Below are 23,698 nucleotides of genomic sequence, written 5' to 3'. Positions count from 1 at the left end.
TCGCATGCTTAAGGTTTGGGGCAACGGAACACTTAACCGATGGAGGTTATCATGACCTATGCCACCCCAACCCGCCGCGCCTTTTTGCAAGGGGGGGCCGCGATGTTCGGCGCCACCAGCCTTTTGGGATCTACTGCGATTGCGTCGATTGATCCGAACTCTTTCTCTGGCCGCACGTTTCACGCCAGCCACTTTGGCCCGTTTGAAGCCGTCGTGCGCGAAGGCAAAATTGTTGGCATCAACAATATGATGGAGCTGGATGCCCGGCCAACCGAAATGCTGAACACCGGCCTGCTGGAACGCACATATGACAAAACCCGGATCGATTATCCTATGGTGCGCAAATCCTATCTTGAGGGTTGGGAAACCGGCGACACCAAACCTGAACTGCGTGGCAAAGAGGAATACGTGCGCGTGGATTGGGATACCGCCTGGAGCCTAACCGCAAAAGCGCTGCTTGATACCGCCACCAACCAGGGCAATGAAGCGATCTTTAGCTCGTCATACGGGGGCTGGTCCAACGCGGGCACCTTCCGTCCAAACGTGCTTCAGGGGCGTTTGATCAACCTGATGGGCGGTTGCACCAACACCGCAGGGGACTGGTCCGCCGGGGCGAGCCAAGTGGCGTTGCCGCATATCATTGGTGATATGGAAGTGTATTCCGCCCAATCCGCTTGGGAAACCATCCGCGATGAAACCGAAGTCTTTGTTCTGGTTGGTTGTGATCCGATCAAGAATAACCGCGTTGAATATCGCGTGGCAGACCACGGCATGTATTCACATTGGGAAGACATCCGCGATGCGGGCATCAAGTTCATTTCGATCAACCCACAACGCACTGCGTCCGACCAATATCTGAACGCGGACTGGAAGCAAATCATCCCCAACACCGATGTCGCGCTGTTTAATGCGATGGCCTATCATGTGCTGGAAAAAGGACTTGATGACAAAGAGTATATGGCCAAATACACCGTGGGCGCCGACAAGTGGATTGCCTATGTGAAAGGTGACACAGACGGCACGCCAAAAACACCGGAATGGGCCGCTGGCATCACCGGAATGGACGCCCAAGAGATCAAAGATCTGGCGGAGCTTCTGGCAACCTCTAAAACCGAAATTGCGGGCGCTTGGTCGCTGCAACGCGCCCAACACGGCGAGATGACCCACTGGGCGATCATCAACTTTGCGGCCCTCACCGGCAAGATCGGTAAGCCGGGCCAAGGTGTTGGTTTCTCGTGGCATTACGGCAATGGCGGGATGCCTGCTTCGGGCAAATCCACACCGTCTGGCCTGAGCCAAGGCCGCAACTGGGTCAAGAAAATCTGCCCGGCCAGCCGGATCACTGAAATGCTGGAAAACCCCGGCAAAGAGTTCAGCTATAATGGCAATAAAGACACCTATCCTGACGTGAAGATGATCTTTAATGCGGGCAACAACTTTATGTCGCACCAGCAAGATACCAACCGGTTGATCCGCGCGCTGGAAAAGGTCGAAACCATTGTCAGTGTTGATGTTTGGTGGACGGCGGCGACCCGTTGGGTGGACATTGCTTTGCCTGCTGCGACCTCGCTGGAACAGGACGACATCACCTCGGGTGGGACCTATTCCAACGACCGCGTCTATGCGATGAAAAAGGTCATTGAGCCGATTGGGGATGCCCTGCCGGATTATGAGATTTTTGAAGGTCTGGCGGATAAATTGGGTCTCTGGGCACAGTTCACCGACAGCGAAGACAAGATGTTCCATATCAAAGCCGCCTACGAACGCTCCACCGCGGCTGAAACCACGCCGTTCGAAGAATTCTGGGAAAAAGGCTATGCCTTGATGAATGTCCCGAATGAGGCGCGCAAATGGACCCGTCACAGCGAGTTTTATCAAGATCCAGAAGGCAGCCCGCTGCACACCACCTCTGGCAAAATTGAAATGTTCTGTGATCTGATTGCGGATATGGAGATCGAAGACTGCCCCGGCATGCCGGTCTGGATGGAAAAACACGAATACCTCGGCAACGCGAAAGAAGGTCAGTTGCATGTGGTCAGCCCACACCCTTGGTTCCGCCTGCACAGCCAAATGGACCAATCGTCCAGCCTGCGCGGTCTTTACAAGGTGCAAGGTCGTGAACCTGTTCGGATCAACACCCAAGACGCCGAAAGCCGCGGTATCGCAGACGGGGATCTGGTCGAGCTTTACAATGATCGTGGGGCCGTTCTGGCCGGGGCCGTGGTGTCCGATGACATTATGCCCGGCGTGATTTCGATCTATGAAGGTTGCTGGCCACAAGTGGACAGCAAAGGGCGCTGCAACTCGGGTCTGGTCAACTTCCTGACCTCAACCCAACGTGCCTCTGGCCTGTCACAGGCGACCACCGCCAACACCACCTTGGTGTCGATGAAGAAATGTGATGACCCGGATGGTCCCAACTTGGCCTATGAAAAACCAGCCATTATCGATGATATCGAGCTTGCAACCATTGATGATGAGCTGTTGGGTCTGGAACGGCTGGAAGCCTTAACCGCATCGCTTTATGCCGATATGACACCGGGTGAAAAACTGTTCTATGAACGCTGCACCGTCTGTCACGCGCCGCGCGAAGTGACCCATTATACGCAGCAACAGTGGAAAGGCATCACCCCTTCGATGTTCCCACGCGCAGGTCTTGAAGAAGACGAAGCCGCACTGGTCATGGAATATCTGATGGCCAACGCTGCTGACGCGAAGTGATTGTAAAGTAAAGAGAATGGCGGCTTTGGGCTCTCCTGAAGTCGCCATTTTTATATGCTGAGATTGGGTTGTCATTGTGCCTGATGTCTCTCATGCCGCGTTCCCAAACATGACGGAACCACACCCACCCCCTTGCCCTTTGCGAAGATCTGGATGAAAACCCTCGGATCGACTGCAGACGGAGCATCGCCTTGAAGACCCCTGTTAAATCAGCAGCGCGCCTGAGCGTGGCCCCCATGATGGATTGGACCGATCGTCACTGTCGGTATTTTCATCGTTTGATGAGCCAGCACGCGCTTTTGTATACGGAAATGGTCACATCGCCCGCTTTGGTGCGCGGTGGGGCGTTGCATTTGCTTGGGTACAATGAAGAAGAGCATCCAGTGGCCGTTCAACTTGGCGGTTCAGATCCAAAAGAGCTCGCTGCCGCCACCAAACTCTGTGTGGAACGTGGCTATGACGAGGTGAACCTGAACGTCGGTTGCCCGTCGGATCGGGTGCAATCAGGCACCTTTGGCGCGGTTCTTATGCGGGACGCACAACTGGTTTCGGACTGTATGTCTGCCATGAAAGATGCGGCGCAAGGTGTTGAAGTTACGGTGAAATGCCGTATTGGCGTCGATGATCAGCAGGCCGAAGATATCCTCCCGGACTTCCTGAAAAAAGTGTCCGCCGCCGGGGTCAACCGCTTTACCATCCATGCGCGAAAGGCGTGGTTGCAGGGGCTTAGCCCGAAAGAAAACCGCGACATTCCCCCGTTGGATTACCCGCTTGTGCACCGAATGAAAGAGGCGTTCCCGCATCTGCATCTGTCGATCAATGGCGGTATTGCGAGTTTGGATCAGGCGAAAGAACAGCTCAAACACATGGACGGGGTGATGATTGGGCGGGCCGCTTATCACAATCCGGGTGACCTGCTTTTGACCGCGGACCAAGATATATATGGTGCTGAAAACAAACCAAAAACCGCCCATCAGGTGGTAGAGGAAATGTATCCCTATATTGAACGGCAACTGGCCCAAGGTGTGCGGCTAAATGCCATTACGCGCCATATTCTTGGGCTGTTCACAGGGCGCCCCGGCGCGCGCATGTGGCGTCGCAGCTTGTCCGAAAATGCGCATCAATCCGGTGCGGGCATTGACGTTGTGGCCCACGCCCTGTCACATGTCCCGGAATAGGAGAGGCGAATGCCTGAACTGACCCAACTTTTGCCGATGGTGGTGCTTTTGCTTGTCATTGGCGGCTCTGCCGGCGTGCTGGCGGGGCTCTTGGGCGTCGGTGGCGGGATCGTCCTTGTTCCGGCTTTTTTCTATACATTCTCGACACTTGGCTATGGATCTGACCAGCTGATGCAAGTGTGTTTGGCGACCTCTTTGGCGACCATCATCGTAACCTCGGTCCGATCGGTCCTGTCGCATAACAAAAAAGGCGCGGTAGAGTGGACCATTCTGCGATCCTGGGCCCCCGGTATCGTTGTTGGTGCGGTGATTGGTGTGCTGGTGGCCTCTGGTTTGCGGTCCACTGTCCTGCAAGGCATTTTCGGTGTTTTGGGTTTGATTGTAGGGGCTTACCTTGGGTTTGGTCGCGCGGAATGGCGGCTGGCGCACGAGATGCCAATGGGTGTGAAGCGCGCGATCCTCTCGCCTGTTTTGGGATTTCTATCCGTGCTGATGGGCATCGGTGGCGGCAGTTTCGGCGTGCCGACCATGACCTTACATGGCCGCCCAATTCACAACGCGGTCGCGACAGCGGCGGGCTTTGGGGTGATCATCGCGGTGCCGTCAGTGATCGGGTTTCTGTTTGTTGATATCGCTGTGACCCCGCCATGGACGATCGGTGCGGTGAATATTCCGGCCTTTCTGCTCATCATCACAATGACAATGATTACAGCACCTTACGGCGTGAAAATTGCGCATTCGATGGATCCAAAACCGCTGAAACGCGTGTTTGCTGTCTTTCTGACATTGGTTGCGCTTAACATGTTGCGCAAGGCTTTGGGGTTTTGAAACATCCATTTTTTGCCCTTGGTTGGGCGCGGTTCCCGACGGAGAAATCCATCGAACACTGGGTGGCGCAGGTGCGCGAGCATGCCCTTGCGGCGACCGAGGATCCACACCAACAAACGCATTGGTTGCGGGCCGGTGGCACATGGTTTGTTGGCGTGAATGCGCTTGAAAATGATGGGGAAGGCCGGGTTGAAAATGGCCCTGCGATAGGTGGTCAACTCTTTGAATTTATTGATGAAACATATGGTTGGCATGCGCTTGATAAAGGGCAGATCTCGATCACCTATCCGGGCTATCCCAAACAGGACAAAGATGAGAGTGACGCGGCCCACAGGTTTCGTAAAAACCGCGATGCGGCGCATTTGGACGGGGTCAAGCCCGAGCTGTCCAATGGGCGCCGTTGCGTCGATGAGACCCATGGCTATGTCATTGGAATTCCACTGAATTTCACCTCAGAAGACGCCAGCCCCTTGGTGGTTTGGGAGGGCTCACACCATGTGATGCGCCGCGCCATGTTGACCGCCTTTTACGGGGTCGCGCCCAAGGATATGCGCCGCCATGATATCACAGAAGCCTATGTAAACGCACGCAAAAAGGTCTTTGAGAGCTGCCCGCGCCGGGTGGTCCATGCCACGCCGGGAGAGGCGTATCTGATGCACCGGTTCACCTTACACGGTGTGGCGCCTTGGGGGGCAAAGGCGGTTGCGCCGCCAGAGGGGCGCATGGTGGCCTATTTCCGGCCAGATCTGCCCGGTGGCGTCAAGGATTGGCTGAGTTTACCGTAAGGTCAAAACTGTAAACTCTTTAAAGTTTTCAAACCGGAAACTGTAAACTCTTTAAAGGTCCCAAAGGCAAAACTGTAAACAGTTTACAGGGGCAGATGGCAAAACATTAAAGTTTTCCGCGCCCAATCTGCCGATTTTTCGCCCGCAGTTAACCGGCGTTTTCCGCCCCGTCCCGCATAAAGGCCGCGACGGTTTCATCACGCAGTTTGCGCTTGGTCACGCCGTCCTGGTCCAAGGTCACAATCACGCTTTCCGATCCGCACATCAATTGCCCCTGCACATAGACGCCATAGTCCATCACAAACGAGGTGTTGCGGAAGGATTTACAGCGGGTTGCAATCACATAATTGTCGCCCAGATGCATCGGCTTGAAATAGCGCGCATAGTTGGTGGCGAGCACAACTTGTGGGTCGTCGTCGGTGTAGGACGACACATGGTAATGGGCGAAAAACGGGATGCGGATTGATTCAAACCAACGGAAATAGGCGACGTTGTTGACGTGGTTCAAAGCGTCCAATTCGTGAAACCGCACCCGATCCGCCAAGCCGTAATGCCAGCCATCCGGCACGCCGACCGTTTGCATTTGGGCCGCATTCAGCGGGGTGACCAGCGGAATACGGGCAAAGGGGTCATTGCTAAAATCTAGGGCGGGGGCGGTGATTGGATCAGACATAAAAACCTTACTCAATTTGAAACACCCCGGTCGCCGGATGACATGTTCGATTTGGCGGGGGATTGGAGCGGGTGAAGGGAATCGAACCCTCGTATTCAGCTTGGGAAGCTGCTGCTCTACCATTGAGCTACACCCGCGATGGGGGTGAGGTATGACAGTGGGGCGCGGGCGTCAAGGTTGAAACCCTGACACCGCAGATATTTTTGATGTCCTCAGATCGCCACTGGTGCAGCCAAGGCTTACCCCCGGCGACGACGTCTGCGTCCACCACCGTCGCCATCGCCCCCACCGGTGTTAAAGCTGGGTTCCGGAAGCGCCACAACCGAGCGCAGCGTGGGGAAGGGGTCAGAGGCGTTGGGCAGGGCGGAGGCATTTACAAAATGCTCTTGGAACCTTGGCTCAACCGCGGTCTCGATTTTCTCGATCTGGCGCACAAGGGTCTCGATCTCACGTCGTGCCTCGCGGTTCAAAAGCGCAATGCGCGCGCCGGTGCCTGCCGCGTTCCCGGCCGAGGTCACACGGTCCAAGGGCGCGTCCGGGATCATGCCCAAAACCATCGCGTGTTTGGACGAAATATGCGCGCCAAAAGCCCCCGCCAGCACCACCCGGTCGACGTTTTCCACGCCGCGTTTGTCCATCAACAGGCGCGCCCCGGAATAGAGCGCGGCCTTGGCCATTTGGATCGCGCGAATGTCGCCATTTGTGACGGTGATCGCGGGGTGATCTTCGTTGCCGTCCCACACGCGGTATGAATTGGTGCGCCCGTCAAGGAAGCAACGATCGGTGCCGGTTTGCTCGGCTGATCCGATCAACCCGCTGGCATCCACCAGCCCGGCCATGCGCATTTCGGCGATCACTTCGATAATGCCGGACCCGCAAATGCCGGTCACACCGGTGGTGGCGATCTCGGTGTCAAATTCGGGATCATCCGACCACAGGGTCGATCCAATCACCTGAAAGCGCGGCTCTTTGGTCACGGGGTCAATTTCCACACGCTCAATTGCGCCGGGGGCGGCCCGCTGGCCCGAGCTGATCTGCGCGCCTTCAAACGCGGGCCCGGTGGGGGACGAACAGGCAAGCACGCCCTGTTTGTCGCCCAACAGGATTTCCGCGTTGGTGCCTACATCCACAACCAGCACAAGGTCGTCGGATTTATTGGGGGCTTCGGACAATGCAACGCCCGCCGCATCCGCGCCCACATGGCCCGCGATACAGGGCAGGATATAGGTGCGCGTGCCCGGCGCAATGTTCAGCCCAATCTCAGATGCGCTTAATTCCAGCGCATCCGATGTGGCCAGCGCAAAGGGGGCCTGGCCCAGTTCAAACGGATCAATGCCCATGAAAAGATGGTGCATGACCGGGTTCATCACAAAGACCGAATCAAGGATTTGGCTTTTGTCCGCATCCGCTTCTTTTGCAATGTCTTCAACAAGTTGGTTCAGCCCATCGCGCACAGAAGCGGTCATTTCCAGATCGCCGCCTGCGTTCATCATCCCATAGGATACGCGGCTCATCAGGTCTTCGCCAAAACGGATCTGCGGGTTCATCAACCCGGATGAGGCGACAACCTCGCCTGTGGACAGATCACACAAATGCCCGGCGATGGTGGTGGAGCCAAGATCCACGGCAAGACCATAAATCGGCCCCTCAAAATACCCGGACCAAAGCGCAACAATGCGGGGATGGCCGCCGGAATGGCCTTCGTGAATGGCGGCTGTGACGGTCCATTCGCCCTTGCGCAGGATCGGCTGCAAGGGGCGCAAAAGATGGGTGTCTATCTCAATATGCGCATGCCCTGTGGCGGCTTTCAGCGCGGTGATCAGACGTTCCAAATCACCCGATGGCTTGTGCATGTCGGGCTGTTCCACCTCGACATAGGTCAGGCGCACGGTGGGGTTTAGCGTGATATCGCGCACCTCAGCCCGCTTGCGCACCACCTGTTTGTGAACTTGGCTTTCGGGGGGCACGTCAATGACAATGTCACCTTCGACCTTTGCCTGACAGCCCAAGCGGCGGCCCTTGGGCAACCCGCGAATATCATCATAGCGCTGCTCAACATTGTTCCACTCAGACAAGGCGCCTTCCTGCACGGTCACACCGTGTTTGGAAAACTCACCATAGCTCGGCGTGATCTGACATTTTGAACAAATCCCGCGCCCACCACAGACGCTGTCCAGATCCACACCCAATTGCCGCGCCGCCGTTAAAACCGGCGTGCCAACCGCAAACCGGCCCCGCTTGCCAGAGGGTGTGAAAATCACAAGAGGATCTTGTGGGGAACCAGAGGTGTTTTCCTGAGACATGTCGCGCGCGTCCTGAGTAAAGCTGATTTTTGATCAACTTACGCATGACACAGGCGTGCGCAATGTCAATCCGCGGCACAACTGGTCAATTTGCGGCAGATTTCACATGTTAAACAGCGGGTCACGCCCAACGGCCCTTGCTTTTTCTTGCCAGAAATATCTCGGGGTGAGCCTGTAAGGCGAGGGGCAGCGCCCCTAAATCCACAATGGGCAGCGCCCCAAAATCCACAATAGCCAGCGCCCCTAATCCGTAATGTGCAGCCCCCTTATGCCGCCAACCAGGCCAGTATTTCCGCGCGATGCTGGTCCAAAAGAGGGGCCGCAGAGTGGTCATTTTCATCCACAATCGCACCCATTTTAATCGGATTTCCCGCCGCTTTAAACGGTTTCCCCCCGTCTGGCGCAGGCAGATCAAGCACCATATTGCGGGCCAGAATTTGCGGATCCTGCATCACTTGTGCGACATTTTGAATGGGCGAACAGGGAATGCCGGCGGCGCTGAGTTTTTCAATCCAATAGGCCGCGGGATGCTCCAGCGTGATCAGCTCTATCCGCCGGCGTAGCTGCATGACGTTTTGGCACCGGTCAAGGTTGGTCGCAAACTCGGGACGTTTGGCCAGCTTCGGTTTGCCCAGCTCAGCGCAAAGCTTTGAAAATAAGACATCATTCCCACAGGCAATCACAAACAGCCCATCTTCAGCATGGAAGGCTTCAAACGGCGCAATCGACGGGTGGCGCGCACCAGAAGGCCCCGGTGCCACGCCCGTTTCATTGGTGATCGCCACCGCATGTTCCAAAATCGCCAATTGACTGTCGAGCATGGCCACGTCGATTTTTTGCCCAAATCCGGTTTTTTCGCGCTGATAAAGCGCAGCAAGCAAGCCATGCCCCAAGAACATGCCCGCAACAATATCCCCCACAGACGCCCCCACACGCACCGGTTCGCGGTTCTTCTCGCCGGTGATCGACATCACCCCACCGCGCGCCTGCACCACCATGTCATAGGCGGGCTTCAAGGCCTCAGGTCCGGTGTGGCCAAAGCCCGACACAGCGCCGTAAATGATCTGTGGATGTTTGGCGTGAATGTCGTCCCAACCATAGCCCAAACGCTCCATCACGCCAGGGCGATAGTTTTCCATGACCACGTCGGATTTCGCCAAAATTCCTTCAAACACAGCGCGGTCTGCGTCATCTTTCAGGTTCAACGCGATGGATTTCTTGTCGCGGTTGATGGTGGCGAAATAGGCGGAATGCCCATCGCGAAAGGGTGGAAATTGGCGGGTGTCATCGCCGGTTCCGGGCTGTTCTACTTTAATCACCGTGGCGCCCAGATCGGACAGGATCATCGAGCAATAAGGCCCGGCCAAAACATGGGTCAGGTCGACAATGGTGATCCCTTTAAGGGGGGCGGTCATGGGTGTTGTCACGGGAAAAGTCCTTTGGGTTCGCGCGGTGTATGACCCAGTTAGCGCTCGCGCGGTTAAAGGACTTTGACGAAAATCAATTTTATTGGGGTGTTGGGTGCATAGCCGCTATGCCGCCGGGGAAAAGGCGTCAATTGGGCCTGCGCGCGTTTCGCGCTAACATCGGATTGCTGATGCGTGGCCATTCGCACCGCTCAACGCAACAACGATATCGGATGCTGCACAGAACACCGGACGCGCCTTATTCGTGAGAGGCCCAGCGGCATCGGTCAAATTCCGCATAGGTGACCAGCGTGTCGCTTTGATTTGATCCCACCAGGCGCGAACAGCCTTCCTGCACCTCGGCGGTTTCATAGACGCTGACGGTGGCACCGGTGACTTGCGGGGTGCAAAGGGTTTCGTTGGGCGCGAGCTGAGCGGTCAGGCGCGGGGCGTTTTTCTGGGTGACCGCAAAGAAATAGCTGTGGTTTGATCCGTTGATCACACAGCTTTCGCCAGCGGCGGTTTGTGGCAAAAAAGGCAGGCTGGCAAGAAGCAGAGCCGATCGTATCCTGAGACGTTTTTTCATGGGATCAGCGTGCGGTGTCGCGGCCCGCCCTGTCCATTCACTCCTCGTCACGTCCTGTCGCGCAGAGGTGATCAGTGTTGCGCACCTGTGATCTTTTCATTGGCTAGGCTGATCCCATGAAACATGTGGAGGAAAAGTGATGATACGCAGTGTAACAATGGCCGCGGCCCTTGCCGTCGGGATCGCCGGGCAGGGCATCGCCCAAGACAGCCCCTTTGGCACAGACGCAGATGCGGATTACGCGCAGGCCGTGTGGGCGCAAATGGTGGCCCAGCGTTTGGCAGGCGACGGCATGATCCGCAGCTTTCCCTATGAGGGGGTCGCACCGCACGGCATGATGCTTGAGACTTTCTATTCCAGCGCCGAGGTGCAGGGGCACACCGGCACCTTGATTGTAAAACGTAATTTCGGCCCGGAAGGGGTAGAGGTGGATCAGGTGCTGGCGGATCCCGGCAAGCATCTGGGGGCCTATACGGTGATGTTTCAGCGTGAAAAAGGCTATGACGAGGATAACCAAAACTGGTTCTGGGCGAAATACTTGCCCGACGGGTCGCTGGATATGAACCCCAAAGGCATGCGCCTTGCGGGCCGTGTGGCCAAAGGGGCGGATGTGGGCTGCATTGCCTGTCATTCCGGGGCTGAGGATTACATTTTCACCACCGATGCCCCGATGGCGATGGATGCGATGATGAAGTGATCCACCGGTGAGCGACGCGCGCAGCGATTGCGCGCCGCTCACCTGAAGTGAGGTGAAGTGGCCGCGATTTTTACGGTAACCTTTTGAACTTGTGGACTTATCAATCTGGCGTTGATAGATGACCTTCGACTGATTTTGTTGGAGGATAACCATGTCACGCCTAGCATTGCTTGCCACTTTTTTCGCGTTTTGTGTTGCGAACACCAGTTTTGCCGAAACCGTCACACTTGATTGTAAAATGACCGACCTGTCGCGCGGCGGCGGCTGGATACCCCGTGTCGCCCTGGTCAAGGTCAACACCGACAGCAAAGAGGTTCAGCTGTTAAAGCCGACATCCGATCAACTGAACGGCCGAATTGACAGTTCCACGCTGATCCGCGACAGCGCCGATAAAATGATGTTGCGCTGGGTCGTGAAGGGAACCCGAAGCCAGAGCAATCAACGAACAGTGGCCTTTAAGTTCAGGGCATCTATCAAAAAGGCCACGGGCGCCGTCAGCATTGTTGCAACGCCGTTGGGGTATCGCAATTCATTTCACGGCAAAGGTCATTGTGACATCCGCTAAGGCGTTTGGCGTTTCCCGTGATGCTGCGGTCACGCGATACGTGCTTGTGCGGGAAACACCAAAAACCATGAGAGTTGCGCGCGATGTACCCCCCGTATTCTGGGGGGGGATCGCATTTCCCAACGCGTGTCGCATTGGGTGTTCAGCTTGGAAAGGCGCGCATGATGCGGGCCTTTCTGGTTTTAAGCGAAGTCTGACCTGATTGGGTCAGGACGCGCCCGAATAAACCGGATTGCCGAGCTTGTCATAGGTGACGTCGGGCGTGACTGGGGCCGGGGCGGGGATCGGCTCTGGTTTTGGGGCACAACCGGCGAAGGTTGCGGCAAGGAGCAGGACGCTTGCGGTTTTGAAAATCATCATTGGAACCTCTTTCCTTTAGCTGCCGCACGGGGGTGTTTGCGTGCGTGGTCTTCTTCGTTAGGGTTTATGCCATGACGATATGGGCATCGGCGCAAGACGCAAGGTGCCTGTTGGGGGCATCGGATTTCGGGCGGTGGATCGCCTGTGAGGGTCAGATCCGCGAGATCGGCAAAACTCGGGGTTTACGGCGGGGCTGGCATGAAAAAGGGCCCGCCGAGGCGAGCCCTTACACTGTCAAACCCTTACACTGTCAAAGACAATGGGGTGCATTAAGCGCGGCGACGACGACCACCGCGACGCCCACCAGCGGCCCCAGCCGCACCGGAATTGGACGAGTTGAACTTGATCCACTCCGCCCCGCCATCATCGTTGTTGGTCAGGAAGTTGGCGGCGCGAATGGCCTCCATTTCCTTGCCAGCTTTGGCTTTGGTCGATCCAAGGCCAAAGATTTCGCAGATGGTTTCGTCATCCATACCTTCGGGAATGATGATGCCTTTGGCTTCGATTTCCGCACGTTTTTCAGCGAACTTCTTGGGGCCAACCGGGATCGCAACCGGGTTCATAATCGCCGAGGTCATGCCAGCCCCCATCGCCATTGGCAAAAACGCGTTGTTGATGCCGTGACGGTTGGGCAGACCAAACGAGATGTTTGACGCACCACAGGTGGTGTTCACGCCCAGCTCTTCGCGCAGACGACGCACAAGGGTAAAGACCTGCAAACCAGCGGTGCCCATCGCGCCAATTGGCATCACCAGCGGATCAACCACAATGTCATGCGCCGGAATGCCGAAATCAGCGGCCCGTTCAACGATTTTCTTGGCCACAGCAAAGCGCACATCGGGGTCTTCGGAAATCCCGGTGTCATCGTTGGAAATTGCCACCACGGGCACATTGTATTTCTTGACCAGCGGCAGAACCTGTTCCAGTCGTTCTTCTTCGCCGGTGACCGAGTTCAAAAGTGGGCGGCCATTGGCGGCGGCAAGGCCTGCCTCAAGCGCGCCGGGCACCGAGCTGTCGATACACAGCGGGCAATCGGTCACGGCCTGAACCACCTCAACCAGCTGACGCATCAATGTGGGTTCCACAAAGTTGTTGTCCGCATAGCGGGGATCTTCGGCCATTTTGCCCGAGAACACAGCGCCCGAGTTGATGTCAAGGATGGTGGCACCCGCGGCAACCTGTGCCAAGGCGTCCGCCTCAACGCGGGAAAAATCACCCGCTTCCAGTTCCGCGTTCAGGATCTTGCGGCCCGTGGGGTTGATGCGTTCGCCAATCACGGCAAAGGGCTGATCAAAGCCGATAATGGCCGTTTTAGTGCCGGATTCTACGATGGTCTTGGTCATGGGTCAGCCCTTGTTTGCATTTACGGGGGCGGTGTTCGCGCCGCCGTTGTTGATGGCCCAATTTGCATTGGTTTTGATCCCACCCAGTGGGAAGAAGTGAACTTTGGTGATGTTGAAATCGGGGTTGGCGGCTTTGTGGGCGGCCAGCTCGTTCAACACCTCGGTCGGCTCATACGGCAACAGCAGTTTTGAGACATCCATCGCGCGCTTTTGCAGCACTTTCAGCGAGGGGCCAACGCCGCAAGCGATCGCGAATTTGATCAGGGTCTGCAGTTTGGCGGGGCCAGCGATGCCGATATGCACGGGAATGTTGATGCCCGCCTCTTGCATGTCTTCAACCCATTTGATGATCGGGCCGGCCTCAAAGGCAAACTGGGTCGCCAGCGCCATTTTGGCATCCGTGGTTTCAGAGAATTTCTGTTTCCAACGCAGCGCGTCTTCGACGTTTTTGTGGGATCCATCAGGGTCAATGTCTTTGTTGCCCTCGGGGTGGCCCGCGACGTTCAGGTGGGTAAAGCCTGCCTTATCAAAAAGACCGGTTTCCAAAAGCTGCATCGAGGAATGGAAATCGCCATGCGGCTGTGCCACGCCACCGGCCAAAAGCAGGGCTTGTTTCACATTGGCTTCACCTTGGTAACGCGCGATCCAATCGGCCAAAGTGGCCTCATCTTTGATGATACGGGCGGGGAAATGGGGCATCACCTCATAGCCTTCGCCGTTGATCCGCTTGGCGGTTTCAACCATTTCCTCGATTGGGGTGCCTTCGATATGGGCCACGTAAACGCGGGTGCCTTGGGGCAGCAGGTCGCGGAAATCTTCCACTTTTGCGGCCGTGCGCGGCATCACCTCGATCGAGTAGCCTTTCAAAAAGGCCTGAAGCTCGGGGCTTGAGGTTTTGACATCTTCGGACGTCTTTTTACGGAAATTCAACAGCGCCATGGCTGCCTCCATCAGCTTGGGCCAAGGCATTTATTTATGCCTGGCCATCGTTGGCAATAAGCGCTTTTAGACGCTCCTGATCATATTCCGCGTCGATGCGTGCGGCTTCGGCCTTGGCAATCTCTTGCGGGTCTCCCTCAACAGTATAAGGGGCAGCCTTGCGCCATTCCGCCAAATAGGCGTCGCTGTCGCGTGCGCCGATTTTCATGGCGGCCCGGTCAATGGCCTGTTCAAATCGCTCGGGCAGGGGGGCCTTGGCACCCCGACGACCTTTGCCGACGATAACTTGTGCGGGCATATCCCGCCAATAAACGATCGTGACGTCAGGCATTTGCGATTCTCCCTTTAACTACTTCGTCCGTTCTAAAACGCGCCGTTCAGATGTTAGGGGCGGATTTCGACATGGCGATGATCACTAGCGACGCGTTGTCGCCTTTGCGCCCCCACATAAGAGAATTTGCCCTCTGCGGCTATGGTTTGACCGCGATAAAAGCGGCGAAACCCTGTGAATTCTTCTCAAGATGATTATAAGCGCGCAGGTTGCTGGGGATTGCTTATGCACGCGCGCGGGCCTATCTATAGGGTAACTTGAAATGGAGGGCGTGTTGTCATGGCGCCCAAGCGTCCCGATGGTGCGGGCGCGTTCCCAAAAGCGGTCCGAACCCCCGCGCCGAAAACCCCGGATCCCAGTGCGCTTTATGCGGCCTTGGATCTTGGCACAAACAGTTGTCGTATGTTGATTGCCCAACCTAAGGGCAGTCAGTTTCACGTCGTGGACAGCTTTTCCAAGTCTGTTCAATTGGGCAAGGGGCTTGAGGCCTCTGGCCGCTTGTCGCGTGCGTCTATGGCGCGCACGGTTCAGGCGCTGCGCATTTGCCGCAAAAAGCTGATCAAACATGATGTGGGTCGGATGCGGTTGGTGGCAACCGAGGCGTGTCGCCGGGCGCAAAACTCCAAAAATTTCATGAATTATGTGCGCCGCGAAACCGGTCTGAAGCTTGAGATTATCAAGCCTGAGGAAGAGGCGCGCTTGGCCGTGGTGTCCTGTGCGCCTTTGGTGTCCACGCGCACAGAACAATTGCTGGTGGTGGATATTGGCGGCGGGTCAACCGAACTGGTTTGGCTTGATCTGTCAAAAGTCCCCCCCTTGGAACGCCCCCGGTCGATCATGCGCATGGGGCGTGGGTTTGTCGGCGGGGCCAGCCCGTTTCCGGCCGCCTCTGTGGTGGATTGGATTTCGGTGCCTTTGGGCGTGGCGACCCTGCGCGAGATGTTTGACGATGTTGAGGATGACAGCGGGCGTTATGCGCTGATGTCGGTGCATTTTGAGGAACAACTGGCCGGGTTCAGCCCGTTTTATCACGAGCCCCCCCGCGAAGGGTTTCAGATCATCGGCACATCGGGCACCGTGACGACGGTGGCGGCGACCCACCTGGGCCTGCGCCGCTATGACCGCACCAAGGTGGATGGGCTGCGCATGACCTCGGATCAGATCGAGCGGGTCATTCAGGGATATCTTGCGCTTGGGCCACAAGGACGGCGCATGAACAGCCATATTGGCCGGGATCGTCAGTCGTTGATCATGTCGGGGGCTGCGATTTTACAGGCGCTTTTGCGGATTTGGCCCACGGATCGCTTGTCTGTTGCGGATCGGGGCCTTAGAGAGGGCATTCTTTATTCGCAGATGTCTTCGGACGGTGTTTTGGAAGATGGGCCTTTTTGATGTCAGACGGTACGGACGATAACGGAAATTCGGGTGAAACCTCTGGAACGGGTACGCCGGGGACAGGCAAGACCTATTCCAAACGGGCGCGCAAAAGCTCGGGTCGGGGACAGCGGGATCTGACGGTGAAGGTGAAATCGGCGCGCGGTCGCCGCAATTCGTCGACCCGTTGGTTGCAGCGCCAGTTAAACGACCCCTATGTGCAACGCGCGCGCGCCGAAGGTTATCGCGGTCGCGCGGCCTATAAGATCATGGAACTCGACGATAAATTCCGCTTTTTGATCAATGGCGCGCGGGTTGTTGATCTGGGCTGTGCGCCGGGCGGTTGGGCACAGGTTGCCGTGCCGCGCATCAATGCGCTTGGCGAAAAACCGGGCAAGCGCACCGGGCGTTTTCTGGGCATTGATTTGCAAGAGGTCGAAGGGCTGGCAGGGGCGGAGTTCCACCAGCTTGATTTCATGGAAAATGACGCTGACCTAAAGGTGAAAGAGCTGTTGGGTGGCAAGGCGGATGTGGTGATGTCTGACATGGCCGCGTCCAGTTCTGGCCACAAGCAAACCGATCACCTTCGGATCATGGCGCTGTGCGAGGCGGCGGCTTATTTTGCCTTTGATGTGCTGGATGATGGCGGGACTTTTGTCGCCAAGGTTCTGGCGGGCGGCGCCGAAGCAGAGCTGCAAAAGTTGTTGCGCATGAGGTTCAAGAAGGTTCAATATATGAAACCCCCGTCGAGCCGTTCAGACAGTTCTGAGAAATTTGTGGTGGCGACCGGGTTTAAGGCCTGAGCGGTGACGGCTGAGTGCGTCAGGCGCGTGCCACTTTGGCTGTGGTCGGACACCCGCGTCCGGGGAACCGACCACACCAGGTCTGCGTCATCCGCGCAGGACAAGACCAATTTCCACTGATCCATAGACGCTGGGTTCAGCCAAGTGACAGATGCGCGCCAAACCGGCGGATCCTGATCGCCCTTTATCCAATGATCATTTGTGGATGAAATTGTGGTGGGGGCGTAATGATCCACATCCGTGGCCTGCGTTTATTAAGAAAGCGCGCGATCGTCGTCCGATAAGCCGAGGGCGCAGCTGTGCTCAATTTGTTTGTAAATGGCGGAGAGACAGTCCGCCACTAATAACTCCATAGACTTACATTAAACTCTATTTAGTTGTTGTTTATCAGGATTATATATGGATTTAGATCCTTACTGATTTTATGTCGGTTCACTGAATTTCACTTGCTGCCCCTAAATATTAGGGGCATGTTAGGGGCATAAACCCCAACCAGTAAGAGAGAGCCTCGTGCAATCAAATCCGCTCATCGTCTAGATCTTTGCGAACAACAAAGATCGGATTTCCGGTGCTATCGCATTGCCGAAGTAGAAATTTCTGTGTGTCCAGTTCGGACTTAATCAATTGCATCAAGGAATTGGAAAATGACAAAGACGCTTCACCGCCTGACCGCGCAACAAATAAAGAACGCGGCCCCCGGAAAAAGCCTGAGCGATGGAGGTGGCTTGTCCCTGCGTGTCACTGCTGGTGGCCATAAGCGCTGGGTGTTTCGCTTTAAGATGAAAGGCCAGTCTCAAAGAGAAATGGGGCAGGGCAGTTACCCCGGAACGACGCTAGCTCATGCCCGACTGAAAGTTGCCGCTGCACGGGATTTGATTGCAGCGGGCGTGGACCCGATTGCAGATGCGGAGCGCCGGACGGTTGAGCGCGCCAGTCAAATTACGTTTGCGGACTACGTGGACACATTCTTGCCGTGGAAAACGCAAAATTTTTCAAATCCAAAGCACATCGCGCAATGGGGTATGTCGCTTCGCAAATATGCTGCCCCTCTGGCGGCTAAACCTCTTGCAGATATCACCCGGCAGGACATTCTTGAATTACTCAAACCAATGTGGGAGACCAAGCACGTTTCCGCGTCGCGCCTCCGAGGGCGGCTTGAGAATTTGTTCGATCACGCCATTCAGAACGGTGCATATCAGAGGGACAACCCGGCCCGTTGGTCATTGTTCAACGCAACTCTTTCAGCACCACGCAAATTGACAGGCGGTCACCGCCCAGCGTTGCCGCGCAAAGACATGCCAGCATTTATTCAGGCGTTGCGGAGCAAAGAGAGCATGGGTGCTTTTGCTCTGGAATTCCTCGTGTTGACCGCAGCGCGGTCAGGGGAGGTCAGGCTTGCCCACTGGTCAGAATTCGATCTGGAAGCAAAACTGTGGAACATCCCAGCAGGTAGAATGAAAATGCGGAGACCGCATGTAGTGCCACTTTCAGAGCGCGCTTTGGATATTCTCGAACAAACGAAGCGACTGCGCCTGACTGACCCGACTGCAGATAGCTACGTGTTTGAGGGGGCTAAAGAGAATAGGCCCATGTCAGACATGACTATCCGGGCTGTTATGCGTCGTATGGAATTGGGGGAATACGTCCCGCATGGATTTCGTTCGACGTTTCGGGATTGGGCTGGGTCTGAAACACATTTCCCCCGCGAGCTGGCCGAGGAAGCACTGGCACATGCTCTGGGCGGCACCGAACGCGCATATCGCCGGGAACAGGCCGTCGTGAAGCGTCGTGAAATGATGGATGTTTGGGCTGCATTCTTGGGTGGTGAAAAATATGGGAGATGAAGCCGGAAAAGTGGTTTTGATTCGCCCTTCGGTCGGGGCATAGCGCATCCCAAAGTGCGACTCCCCAAATTTCATTTGACAGGGTAGTCAGAAAGTTTGACTGCCCTGTCAGGCTTGAAATTTATGAAGCTAAAAAAACACAGTTTTTTGGGCCTCTGGAATGCGCTGACTTTGTTGAATAATATTTAATATCTGTCTGATCTGTCAGATAAGCTATTGATAAATATCTGTAATTGTCATTGACGCTCACAGAAAATCACCTGATTCTACTCCGGTATCCCAACAATAAATTGGAAATCGTGTGATGATCGACGCCCCCCGCAATGCCCACAATGACCGCCTTCTTACCCGTGAAGATGTAATTTCCATGGTCGGTTTTCAGATCGGTGCAATTTACAAGAAAATGGCCGCTGGTGAGTTTCCAAAACCCGTCAAGATTGGGCGTGCGTCCCGTTGGAGCGAGCATGCAATCGCCGACTGGATTGAAGCACGCAAAGCCGACAGTCACGCCGCTGTGTAAGCCCTCACCGTATCTCAAAAATTTAAAAGGCCAGCCTCGGTTCGTGGGGCTGACCTTCCAAAAATTTGCCCACGAAAGGAGTCTACTTATGTCATTCGACCCTAGCGAAAACTCTTCATTCGCACAACCCGGCAACGCTGATCACGGTCTTTTGGCTGTGTTCACAATTACCGCTGAACGCGGGCTGATTTCCTTCGCCGAGAGGGATAATATTAAAAGTGCATTTGCAGTCGGAGCGATTGCCGCAGATGCTTTGCCGCAAGCTTTGAACGAAGCGCTAACAAGAGGTGTAGCTGCTGAGCGCTCTCTGGCGGTCCTCGCCGATCATTTCCAGCCAAATGACACTGTTGAGTTGCGTGCGCTAGATCCGGCAGGGGGAGGCGTTTCTTACAATGGTTGCTTGGGAGATTCTGACGAGCGCGAAAAAATGGCTACCTTCATTCGTCGCTACAATGGTCTTCGGAATCTGTATTTTGGGGTGAACCCGCGCAAAGCGGATTTAGTAGGAACGGCTAGATCTGCCAACAGTGTCGACGTGATTGCGCGACGGGCAGTGTTTTTTGACCTCGACAACAAAGACGCGCCAGATGTGGATCCGGGTTGGGCGCGGACGCTGGAGGCTCTGCGCTCGCTTGCCCCTGTCTCTGTCCTGAACAGCGGCAACGGTTTTCACGTGCATCTGGCTTTGGATGGCATGGATGGAACTGATGCGGTGCGGGTGGCCGCAGCGCCGCTCAAAGACGCCATGCAACGTCTTGGGGCTGACAATATGTCTGATCCCGCGCGTATCGCTCGCATGCCCTTCACGGTAAACTTGCCCTGCGCGAGCAAACTTAAACGGGGCAACGTCACGCAGTTTGCTTTGCCTCTGGACGTTCCTTGCAAAACAGCCGTCTCGCGGTCGCTCGAAGTTGTATGCAGTGAAGTGAAGGCAATTGCGGAACGCCTTGGGCTACCCGGTGTGCAAAGAAAAGGGAATGCTCATAGCATTGCTGCTCTGGTCTCTAGCTCCCTCGGTGCGAGCGGAGCGCCAAAGAGGGGCAGACCTGCGCCCAGCTTAGAGGCCTTGCGTATGCTGCTGGCGCAACTGCCCAATGATGGCCCTTTTGATAGTCGCGGCGAGTGGGCGAGCATCGGTCATGCCATCAAGGGTGCGGCACAGGAGGCCGGTTTGGATGCTGAGGGTCGAGAATTGTTTCTGAGCTGGTCCGCGCGTTGTGCATTCAGTGTTCCCGAAAAAGACGCAGAGTTTTGGGACACTTGCCGCGACCCGCACACAGGTTGGGGTACGCTCATGCAGGCGTTAGATCGGACCAACCCGGCAGGCGTTGAGGCGGTAAAAACTGTCGAGGCTCAGGCTGCGTTCGCAGGCTCACCTCTCACTCAACAGGACTATGCGCATATGTCGACCCTTTCTACCTTGGCCGCTGCTTGCGCACGCGGCAACACCAGCCATGTCGAGCAAGGCAGTGTCGCGATGCAGCAAGCATGGTCGAATTTCACGCTGTCTCCGGCCGTTTCCCCTGCGCCCTCACAAATCTCCCCGCGCGCACGTCTTTATGGTCAAGTTGTCTTCGCAGGCTTCATTTCGGTAGTGGTTGCTCCGGGTGGAGCGGGCAAGTCTGCACTCATGATGGCCGAGGCAGTGGCTATGGCGTCTGGAAAAGCGCTTTTCAATGGGGACGCGCCCCACCACCCGCTTAAAGTTTGGGTTCATAATGCGGAAGACCCCAAAGACGAACAACACCGCCGTCTAGCTGCTGTGCTAATGCACCACATGGTTTCGGACGCTGAATTGGGCGGGAGGCTGTTTGTCACGTCAGGCCGTGAACTGCCCTTGTGTCTGGTTCGGGCAGGGCGCGATGGCCCCGAAGTCGTGCAGGAATGTGTAGACGGGCTTGTTGATGCCATGTGCGGTGCGCAGGTGGACGTGTTGGTTTTGGACCCACTTGGGGCGATCCACACCCTTCCAGAAAATGACAATACCGCTGCGAACATCCTGCTCGGTGTCTTGCGCGACATTACAGAAAAGACCGGCGCAGCCATCGTTTTGGTCCATCACACATCGAAAGCTGCTGGATCGGATATGGACACTGCCGGGGCGAATGCTGCGCGGGGCGCGTCCGCTATTGTGGATGGGGCGCGCAATGTCAGGCAGGTGGTCCGCATGACCACCAATGAGGCAAAAAAGCTGCGAATTCCCGAGGATGAACGCCACAGCTATGTGCGTGTGGCAAACGGGAAAGCAAATTTGGCCCCCCTTCAAGCTGCCTGCTGGCGTCGCCTCACGCCTGTGTCATTGGGCAACGCCACGCGGGATTATCCTGTAGGTGATAGTGTTGTTGTGGTGGAGGATTGGGTGCCGCCCGGCCCAGTCGAGGGAACTCCAAACGACCTTTACCGAATGCAGGCCGCAATCATGAGCGCAACGAAAAGGCCACGTGCAGATTATCGTGCTGGGGATTGGGTCGGCTGGTTGATTGCAGATACGCTGGGGATGGATGCTGGTAGGGGCTTGAAGGCAGAAGAGCGAACCCCAGAACAAGCCGTTAACTTTCAAAGTGCTAAAGACATGCTTAACGGTTGGCTGAGCAACGGTGGATTAAAGGTCGTGGAGCACCATGACGGGCGAGCCGGACGCCCCGTGCAATATGTTGAAACTGGAAACCCCGCTATCGAATGCGAGGACATCGACACCACCATGGGCTTGGCTGTTTAATGGTTACCAACGGCCACAGTATTAGCCTCCGGCAGCGGGGCATCCTCAGTTCCACAGTTAAATGTGGACGACTGTGGGGCGGCTTTGAAAATACCAAACGGGGCGGAGGTGCGCGCGCTTTAAAGCGCACCCTCCACCACGGTGGTTTTACCATAGGGCGAAACTACTGTGGTGGAAGAAAATGCCGTCTGCCGGAACCAGTCGAATGTTTCCTCAGTTGCTTGTTCGGACTGTGGAAATCCCCTCTCAATCCTTTTCTAACGCGCGCAAGTCAGGGCGGTTTGGCAGGGCATCAATATCCGACTTTAATAGCCAACTGAAAGCGGTACCAACAGCACATCTGCAGATAGGAAATGGCCAGATCTCAAATCAAGGGCGCAAATTTAATTGCCGTGGACGCCGCCCGGTCCGCGACCAAACTTAACAAACCGAAAGGACATGTTTTGTCCAAGCAGACCCAAAACACCCCGCACCCATGGATGAAAAATGCACAGCGTTGGTTTGATCAACGTCCCGAACGTGAATTCCGGATCACGTGCTTGCCCGTTTCTGCCTTGCAAGGCGTGTCTAAGGCAGGTTGGCTATCCGGGTGTGCCACCGATGTGCCACAGCTGGGCATGGCGTGCGACGTCCAAATTCCTAAGGATGCGACTTCCGTTCTTGTGATTGTCCGCCGCCCAGATCTTGCCAGTGGTCGCTCCCAGCCGGGAGTCTTTATTCTCGATGGGGCAGGCGTTCCGCCACTTCCTAAAGGTCCGGCTGGGGCTGAAGAGCGCTTTTGTGAGATTATGTGGGGTTTTTTACAGTGGGCGGAAGAGTTTAGCGTCTCACCCATGGCTTTGATGCGCTCTCAGATGGGTTTTGCGGCGACGGCGGCTCGCTCTTAGCGCTCTTAATGAGGCGCGGAGCATGACAGCCAATATGAAGTGCCCCGCACTCGCGGGGCGTTTTGTTGGCGCTGTCTTGTAAGAACTCTTTACTAATTATGTCGGGCTTAGGGGTTGTCACCGGACATAAGCGGTTAACCTTCCTGTTGATATAGTTGGTGTTTTGTTTGTCTTGGAATGACATTGTGCCTGCCAACCAAGTTGTGCATTAATCGCGTCATCCAGATCAGACCGAACTAAGCTGCGGGCTGCACGAAGTAATTTGAACGGGTGAGACCAATTGAACGCTGTCGAAATTGAACAGGCCATCACTGTTTTGGCTGACCAACCCTTTGATGCGGCTGAGTTTCCATTCGCTTTCCTTGAATCGTTTGGGAATAAGGGAGCTACCATTAAGAAGCTGCGCAAAGGGGTGTCCAACAAATCTGATATCGAGGGCGTTCTTCAGGTAAATCACATCCACCTCAAGACCTGTGACGTTGGCCAAGTCCCACAAACCTTGACGACCCTGCGTGACAGCAAAGCGACCGAGACGAAGCGTAACAAAGTTCGCTTCCTGTTGGCCACCGACGGTCAGACATTTGAAGCTGAGGACCTCTCCACAGGCGAAACGGTTTCCTGCACCTATGAAGATTTCCCCAACCACTTCGTTTTCTTCTGGCCGTTAGCGGGGCTGAGCAAGACCAAGCAGCTATCGGAGTCCGAGTTCGATGTGCGGGCGCTTGGACGACTCCGTTCGTGCAGGAGCGACAAGCATACTTCGGGCGGCGGGTGACAATCACGCGGAATTGGGCAGGGATGATGTCCAACCGCTCCGACGTATCCTCACCAATCAC

The 23,698-nt window shown here is 55.9% G+C and carries 20 protein-coding genes, 1 tRNA gene and 2 pseudogenes; 13 read left to right on the top strand and 10 right to left on the bottom strand.

All coding sequences use genetic code 11. The features are described 5' to 3' along the window. Nucleotides 1-51 precede the first annotated feature (51 nt). From KKW20_RS15495 to KKW20_RS15480, 4 genes are all read left to right on the top strand, one after another. The gene (locus tag KKW20_RS15495; RefSeq protein WP_214568822.1) at nt 52-2,721 is read left to right on the top strand and encodes a molybdopterin-dependent oxidoreductase; all 2,670 of its coding nucleotides are present in this window, start codon (nt 52-54) and stop codon (nt 2,719-2,721) included. Nucleotides 2,722-2,912: 191 nt separating this feature from the next. Next, the gene (gene dusA / locus KKW20_RS15490; RefSeq protein WP_214568821.1) at nt 2,913-3,899 is read left to right on the top strand and encodes a tRNA dihydrouridine(20/20a) synthase DusA; all 987 of its coding nucleotides are present in this window, start codon (nt 2,913-2,915) and stop codon (nt 3,897-3,899) included. 9 nt (nt 3,900-3,908) lie between these two features. Next, entirely contained in the window at nt 3,909-4,727 is an 819-nt protein-coding gene (locus KKW20_RS15485; protein ID WP_214568820.1) for a sulfite exporter TauE/SafE family protein, read from the top strand. Further along, the gene (locus tag KKW20_RS15480; RefSeq protein WP_214568819.1) at nt 4,724-5,512 is read left to right on the top strand and encodes a hypothetical protein; all 789 of its coding nucleotides are present in this window, start codon (nt 4,724-4,726) and stop codon (nt 5,510-5,512) included. Before KKW20_RS15485 ends, KKW20_RS15480 begins: the two co-directional genes overlap by 4 nt. Nucleotides 5,513-5,660: 148 nt before the next feature. Here KKW20_RS15480 and KKW20_RS15475 read toward each other — a convergent pair whose 3' ends face one another. The 5 genes from KKW20_RS15475 to KKW20_RS15455 form a co-directional block, all read right to left on the bottom strand. Continuing rightward, nucleotides 5,661-6,185 carry an acyl-CoA thioesterase gene (locus tag KKW20_RS15475; RefSeq protein WP_214568818.1) on the bottom strand — a complete coding sequence of 175 codons (525 nt, stop codon included), beginning with the start codon at nt 6,183-6,185 and terminating at the stop codon, nt 5,661-5,663. A gap of 63 nt (nt 6,186-6,248) precedes the next feature. Next, a tRNA-Gly gene (locus KKW20_RS15470) sits at nt 6,249-6,322 on the bottom strand. Nucleotides 6,323-6,424: 102 nt separating this feature from the next. Continuing rightward, the gene (locus KKW20_RS15465) at nt 6,425-8,488 is read right to left on the bottom strand and encodes an ASKHA domain-containing protein (RefSeq protein ID WP_214568817.1); all 2,064 of its coding nucleotides are present in this window, start codon (nt 8,486-8,488) and stop codon (nt 6,425-6,427) included. 266 nt (nt 8,489-8,754) lie between these two features. After that, nucleotides 8,755-9,903: a CaiB/BaiF CoA transferase family protein gene (locus KKW20_RS15460; RefSeq protein ID WP_214568816.1), complete on the bottom strand. Its 1,149-nt coding sequence runs from the start codon at nt 9,901-9,903 to the stop codon at nt 8,755-8,757. A gap of 250 nt (nt 9,904-10,153) precedes the next feature. Then, nucleotides 10,154-10,480 carry a hypothetical protein gene (locus KKW20_RS15455; protein WP_214568815.1) on the bottom strand — a complete coding sequence of 109 codons (327 nt, stop codon included), beginning with the start codon at nt 10,478-10,480 and terminating at the stop codon, nt 10,154-10,156. A gap of 139 nt (nt 10,481-10,619) precedes the next feature. Here KKW20_RS15455 and KKW20_RS15450 point away from each other — a divergent pair, with 139 nt between their 5' ends. Beyond that, on the top strand, nt 10,620-11,177 hold the full coding sequence (locus KKW20_RS15450) for a hypothetical protein (RefSeq protein ID WP_246534642.1): 558 nt from the start codon (nt 10,620-10,622) through the stop codon (nt 11,175-11,177). A 238-nt stretch (nt 11,178-11,415) separates the two neighbouring features. After that, a complete protein-coding gene (locus KKW20_RS15445) occupies nt 11,416-11,742 on the top strand; it encodes a hypothetical protein (protein ID WP_214568814.1) in 327 nt (108 codons plus the stop codon). Between the two features lie 207 nt (nt 11,743-11,949). Here KKW20_RS15445 and KKW20_RS15440 read toward each other — a convergent pair whose 3' ends face one another. The 4 genes from KKW20_RS15440 to KKW20_RS15425 form a co-directional block, all read right to left on the bottom strand. Further along, nucleotides 11,950-12,102, bottom strand: a complete 153-nt coding sequence (locus KKW20_RS15440) for a hypothetical protein (protein ID WP_214568813.1) — start codon at nt 12,100-12,102, stop codon at nt 11,950-11,952. 269 nt (nt 12,103-12,371) lie between these two features. Further along, nucleotides 12,372-13,445 carry a dihydropteroate synthase gene (locus KKW20_RS15435; RefSeq protein WP_214568812.1) on the bottom strand — a complete coding sequence of 358 codons (1,074 nt, stop codon included), beginning with the start codon at nt 13,443-13,445 and terminating at the stop codon, nt 12,372-12,374. A 3-nt stretch (nt 13,446-13,448) separates the two neighbouring features. Further along, nucleotides 13,449-14,384, bottom strand: a complete 936-nt coding sequence (locus tag KKW20_RS15430) for a methylenetetrahydrofolate reductase (protein ID WP_214568915.1) — start codon at nt 14,382-14,384, stop codon at nt 13,449-13,451. 34 nt (nt 14,385-14,418) lie between these two features. Further along, nucleotides 14,419-14,715: a virulence factor gene (locus KKW20_RS15425; RefSeq protein WP_214568811.1), complete on the bottom strand. Its 297-nt coding sequence runs from the start codon at nt 14,713-14,715 to the stop codon at nt 14,419-14,421. 279 nt (nt 14,716-14,994) lie between these two features. Between KKW20_RS15425 and KKW20_RS15420 the strand changes: the two genes are divergently transcribed. The 7 genes and pseudogenes from KKW20_RS15420 to KKW20_RS16670 all read left to right on the top strand — a co-directional run. Then, on the top strand, nt 14,995-16,107 hold the full coding sequence (locus KKW20_RS15420) for a Ppx/GppA phosphatase family protein (RefSeq protein WP_214568810.1): 1,113 nt from the start codon (nt 14,995-14,997) through the stop codon (nt 16,105-16,107). Continuing rightward, nucleotides 16,107-16,892 (top strand): RlmE family RNA methyltransferase, encoded by a 786-nt coding sequence (locus tag KKW20_RS15415; RefSeq protein ID WP_214568809.1) that lies wholly within the window; start codon nt 16,107-16,109, stop codon nt 16,890-16,892. The genes KKW20_RS15420 and KKW20_RS15415 overlap by 1 nt, the downstream gene beginning before the upstream one ends. A gap of 644 nt (nt 16,893-17,536) precedes the next feature. Beyond that, nucleotides 17,537-18,736, top strand: coding sequence for a tyrosine-type recombinase/integrase (locus tag KKW20_RS15410; protein ID WP_214568808.1), 1,200 nt, complete (start codon nt 17,537-17,539; stop codon nt 18,734-18,736). Between the two features lie 304 nt (nt 18,737-19,040). Further along, a complete protein-coding gene (locus KKW20_RS15405) occupies nt 19,041-19,256 on the top strand; it encodes a helix-turn-helix transcriptional regulator (protein WP_214568807.1) in 216 nt (71 codons plus the stop codon). Continuing rightward, nucleotides 19,201-21,975 (top strand): AAA family ATPase, encoded by a 2,775-nt coding sequence (locus KKW20_RS15400; RefSeq protein WP_214568806.1) that lies wholly within the window; start codon nt 19,201-19,203, stop codon nt 21,973-21,975. The genes KKW20_RS15405 and KKW20_RS15400 overlap by 56 nt, the downstream gene beginning before the upstream one ends. Before the next feature lie 479 nt (nt 21,976-22,454). Next, on the top strand, nt 22,455-22,862 hold the full coding sequence (locus KKW20_RS15395) for a hypothetical protein (protein WP_214568805.1): 408 nt from the start codon (nt 22,455-22,457) through the stop codon (nt 22,860-22,862). 280 nt (nt 22,863-23,142) lie between these two features. Further along, a pseudogene (locus tag KKW20_RS16670) lies at nt 23,143-23,535 on the top strand (type IIL restriction-modification enzyme MmeI); the annotation flags it as partial. A gap of 40 nt (nt 23,536-23,575) precedes the next feature. Here KKW20_RS16670 and KKW20_RS15385 read toward each other — a convergent pair. After that, nucleotides 23,576-23,698 (bottom strand): annotated as a pseudogene (locus tag KKW20_RS15385) (IS66 family transposase zinc-finger binding domain-containing protein); the annotation flags it as partial.

The organism is Aliiroseovarius lamellibrachiae (genome assembly GCF_018599245.1).
Taxonomy (GTDB): domain Bacteria; phylum Pseudomonadota; class Alphaproteobacteria; order Rhodobacterales; family Rhodobacteraceae; genus Aliiroseovarius; species Aliiroseovarius lamellibrachiae.
Note: the sequence above shows the minus strand (reverse complement) of the source record. Positions and strands in the feature narration are given on the sequence as shown.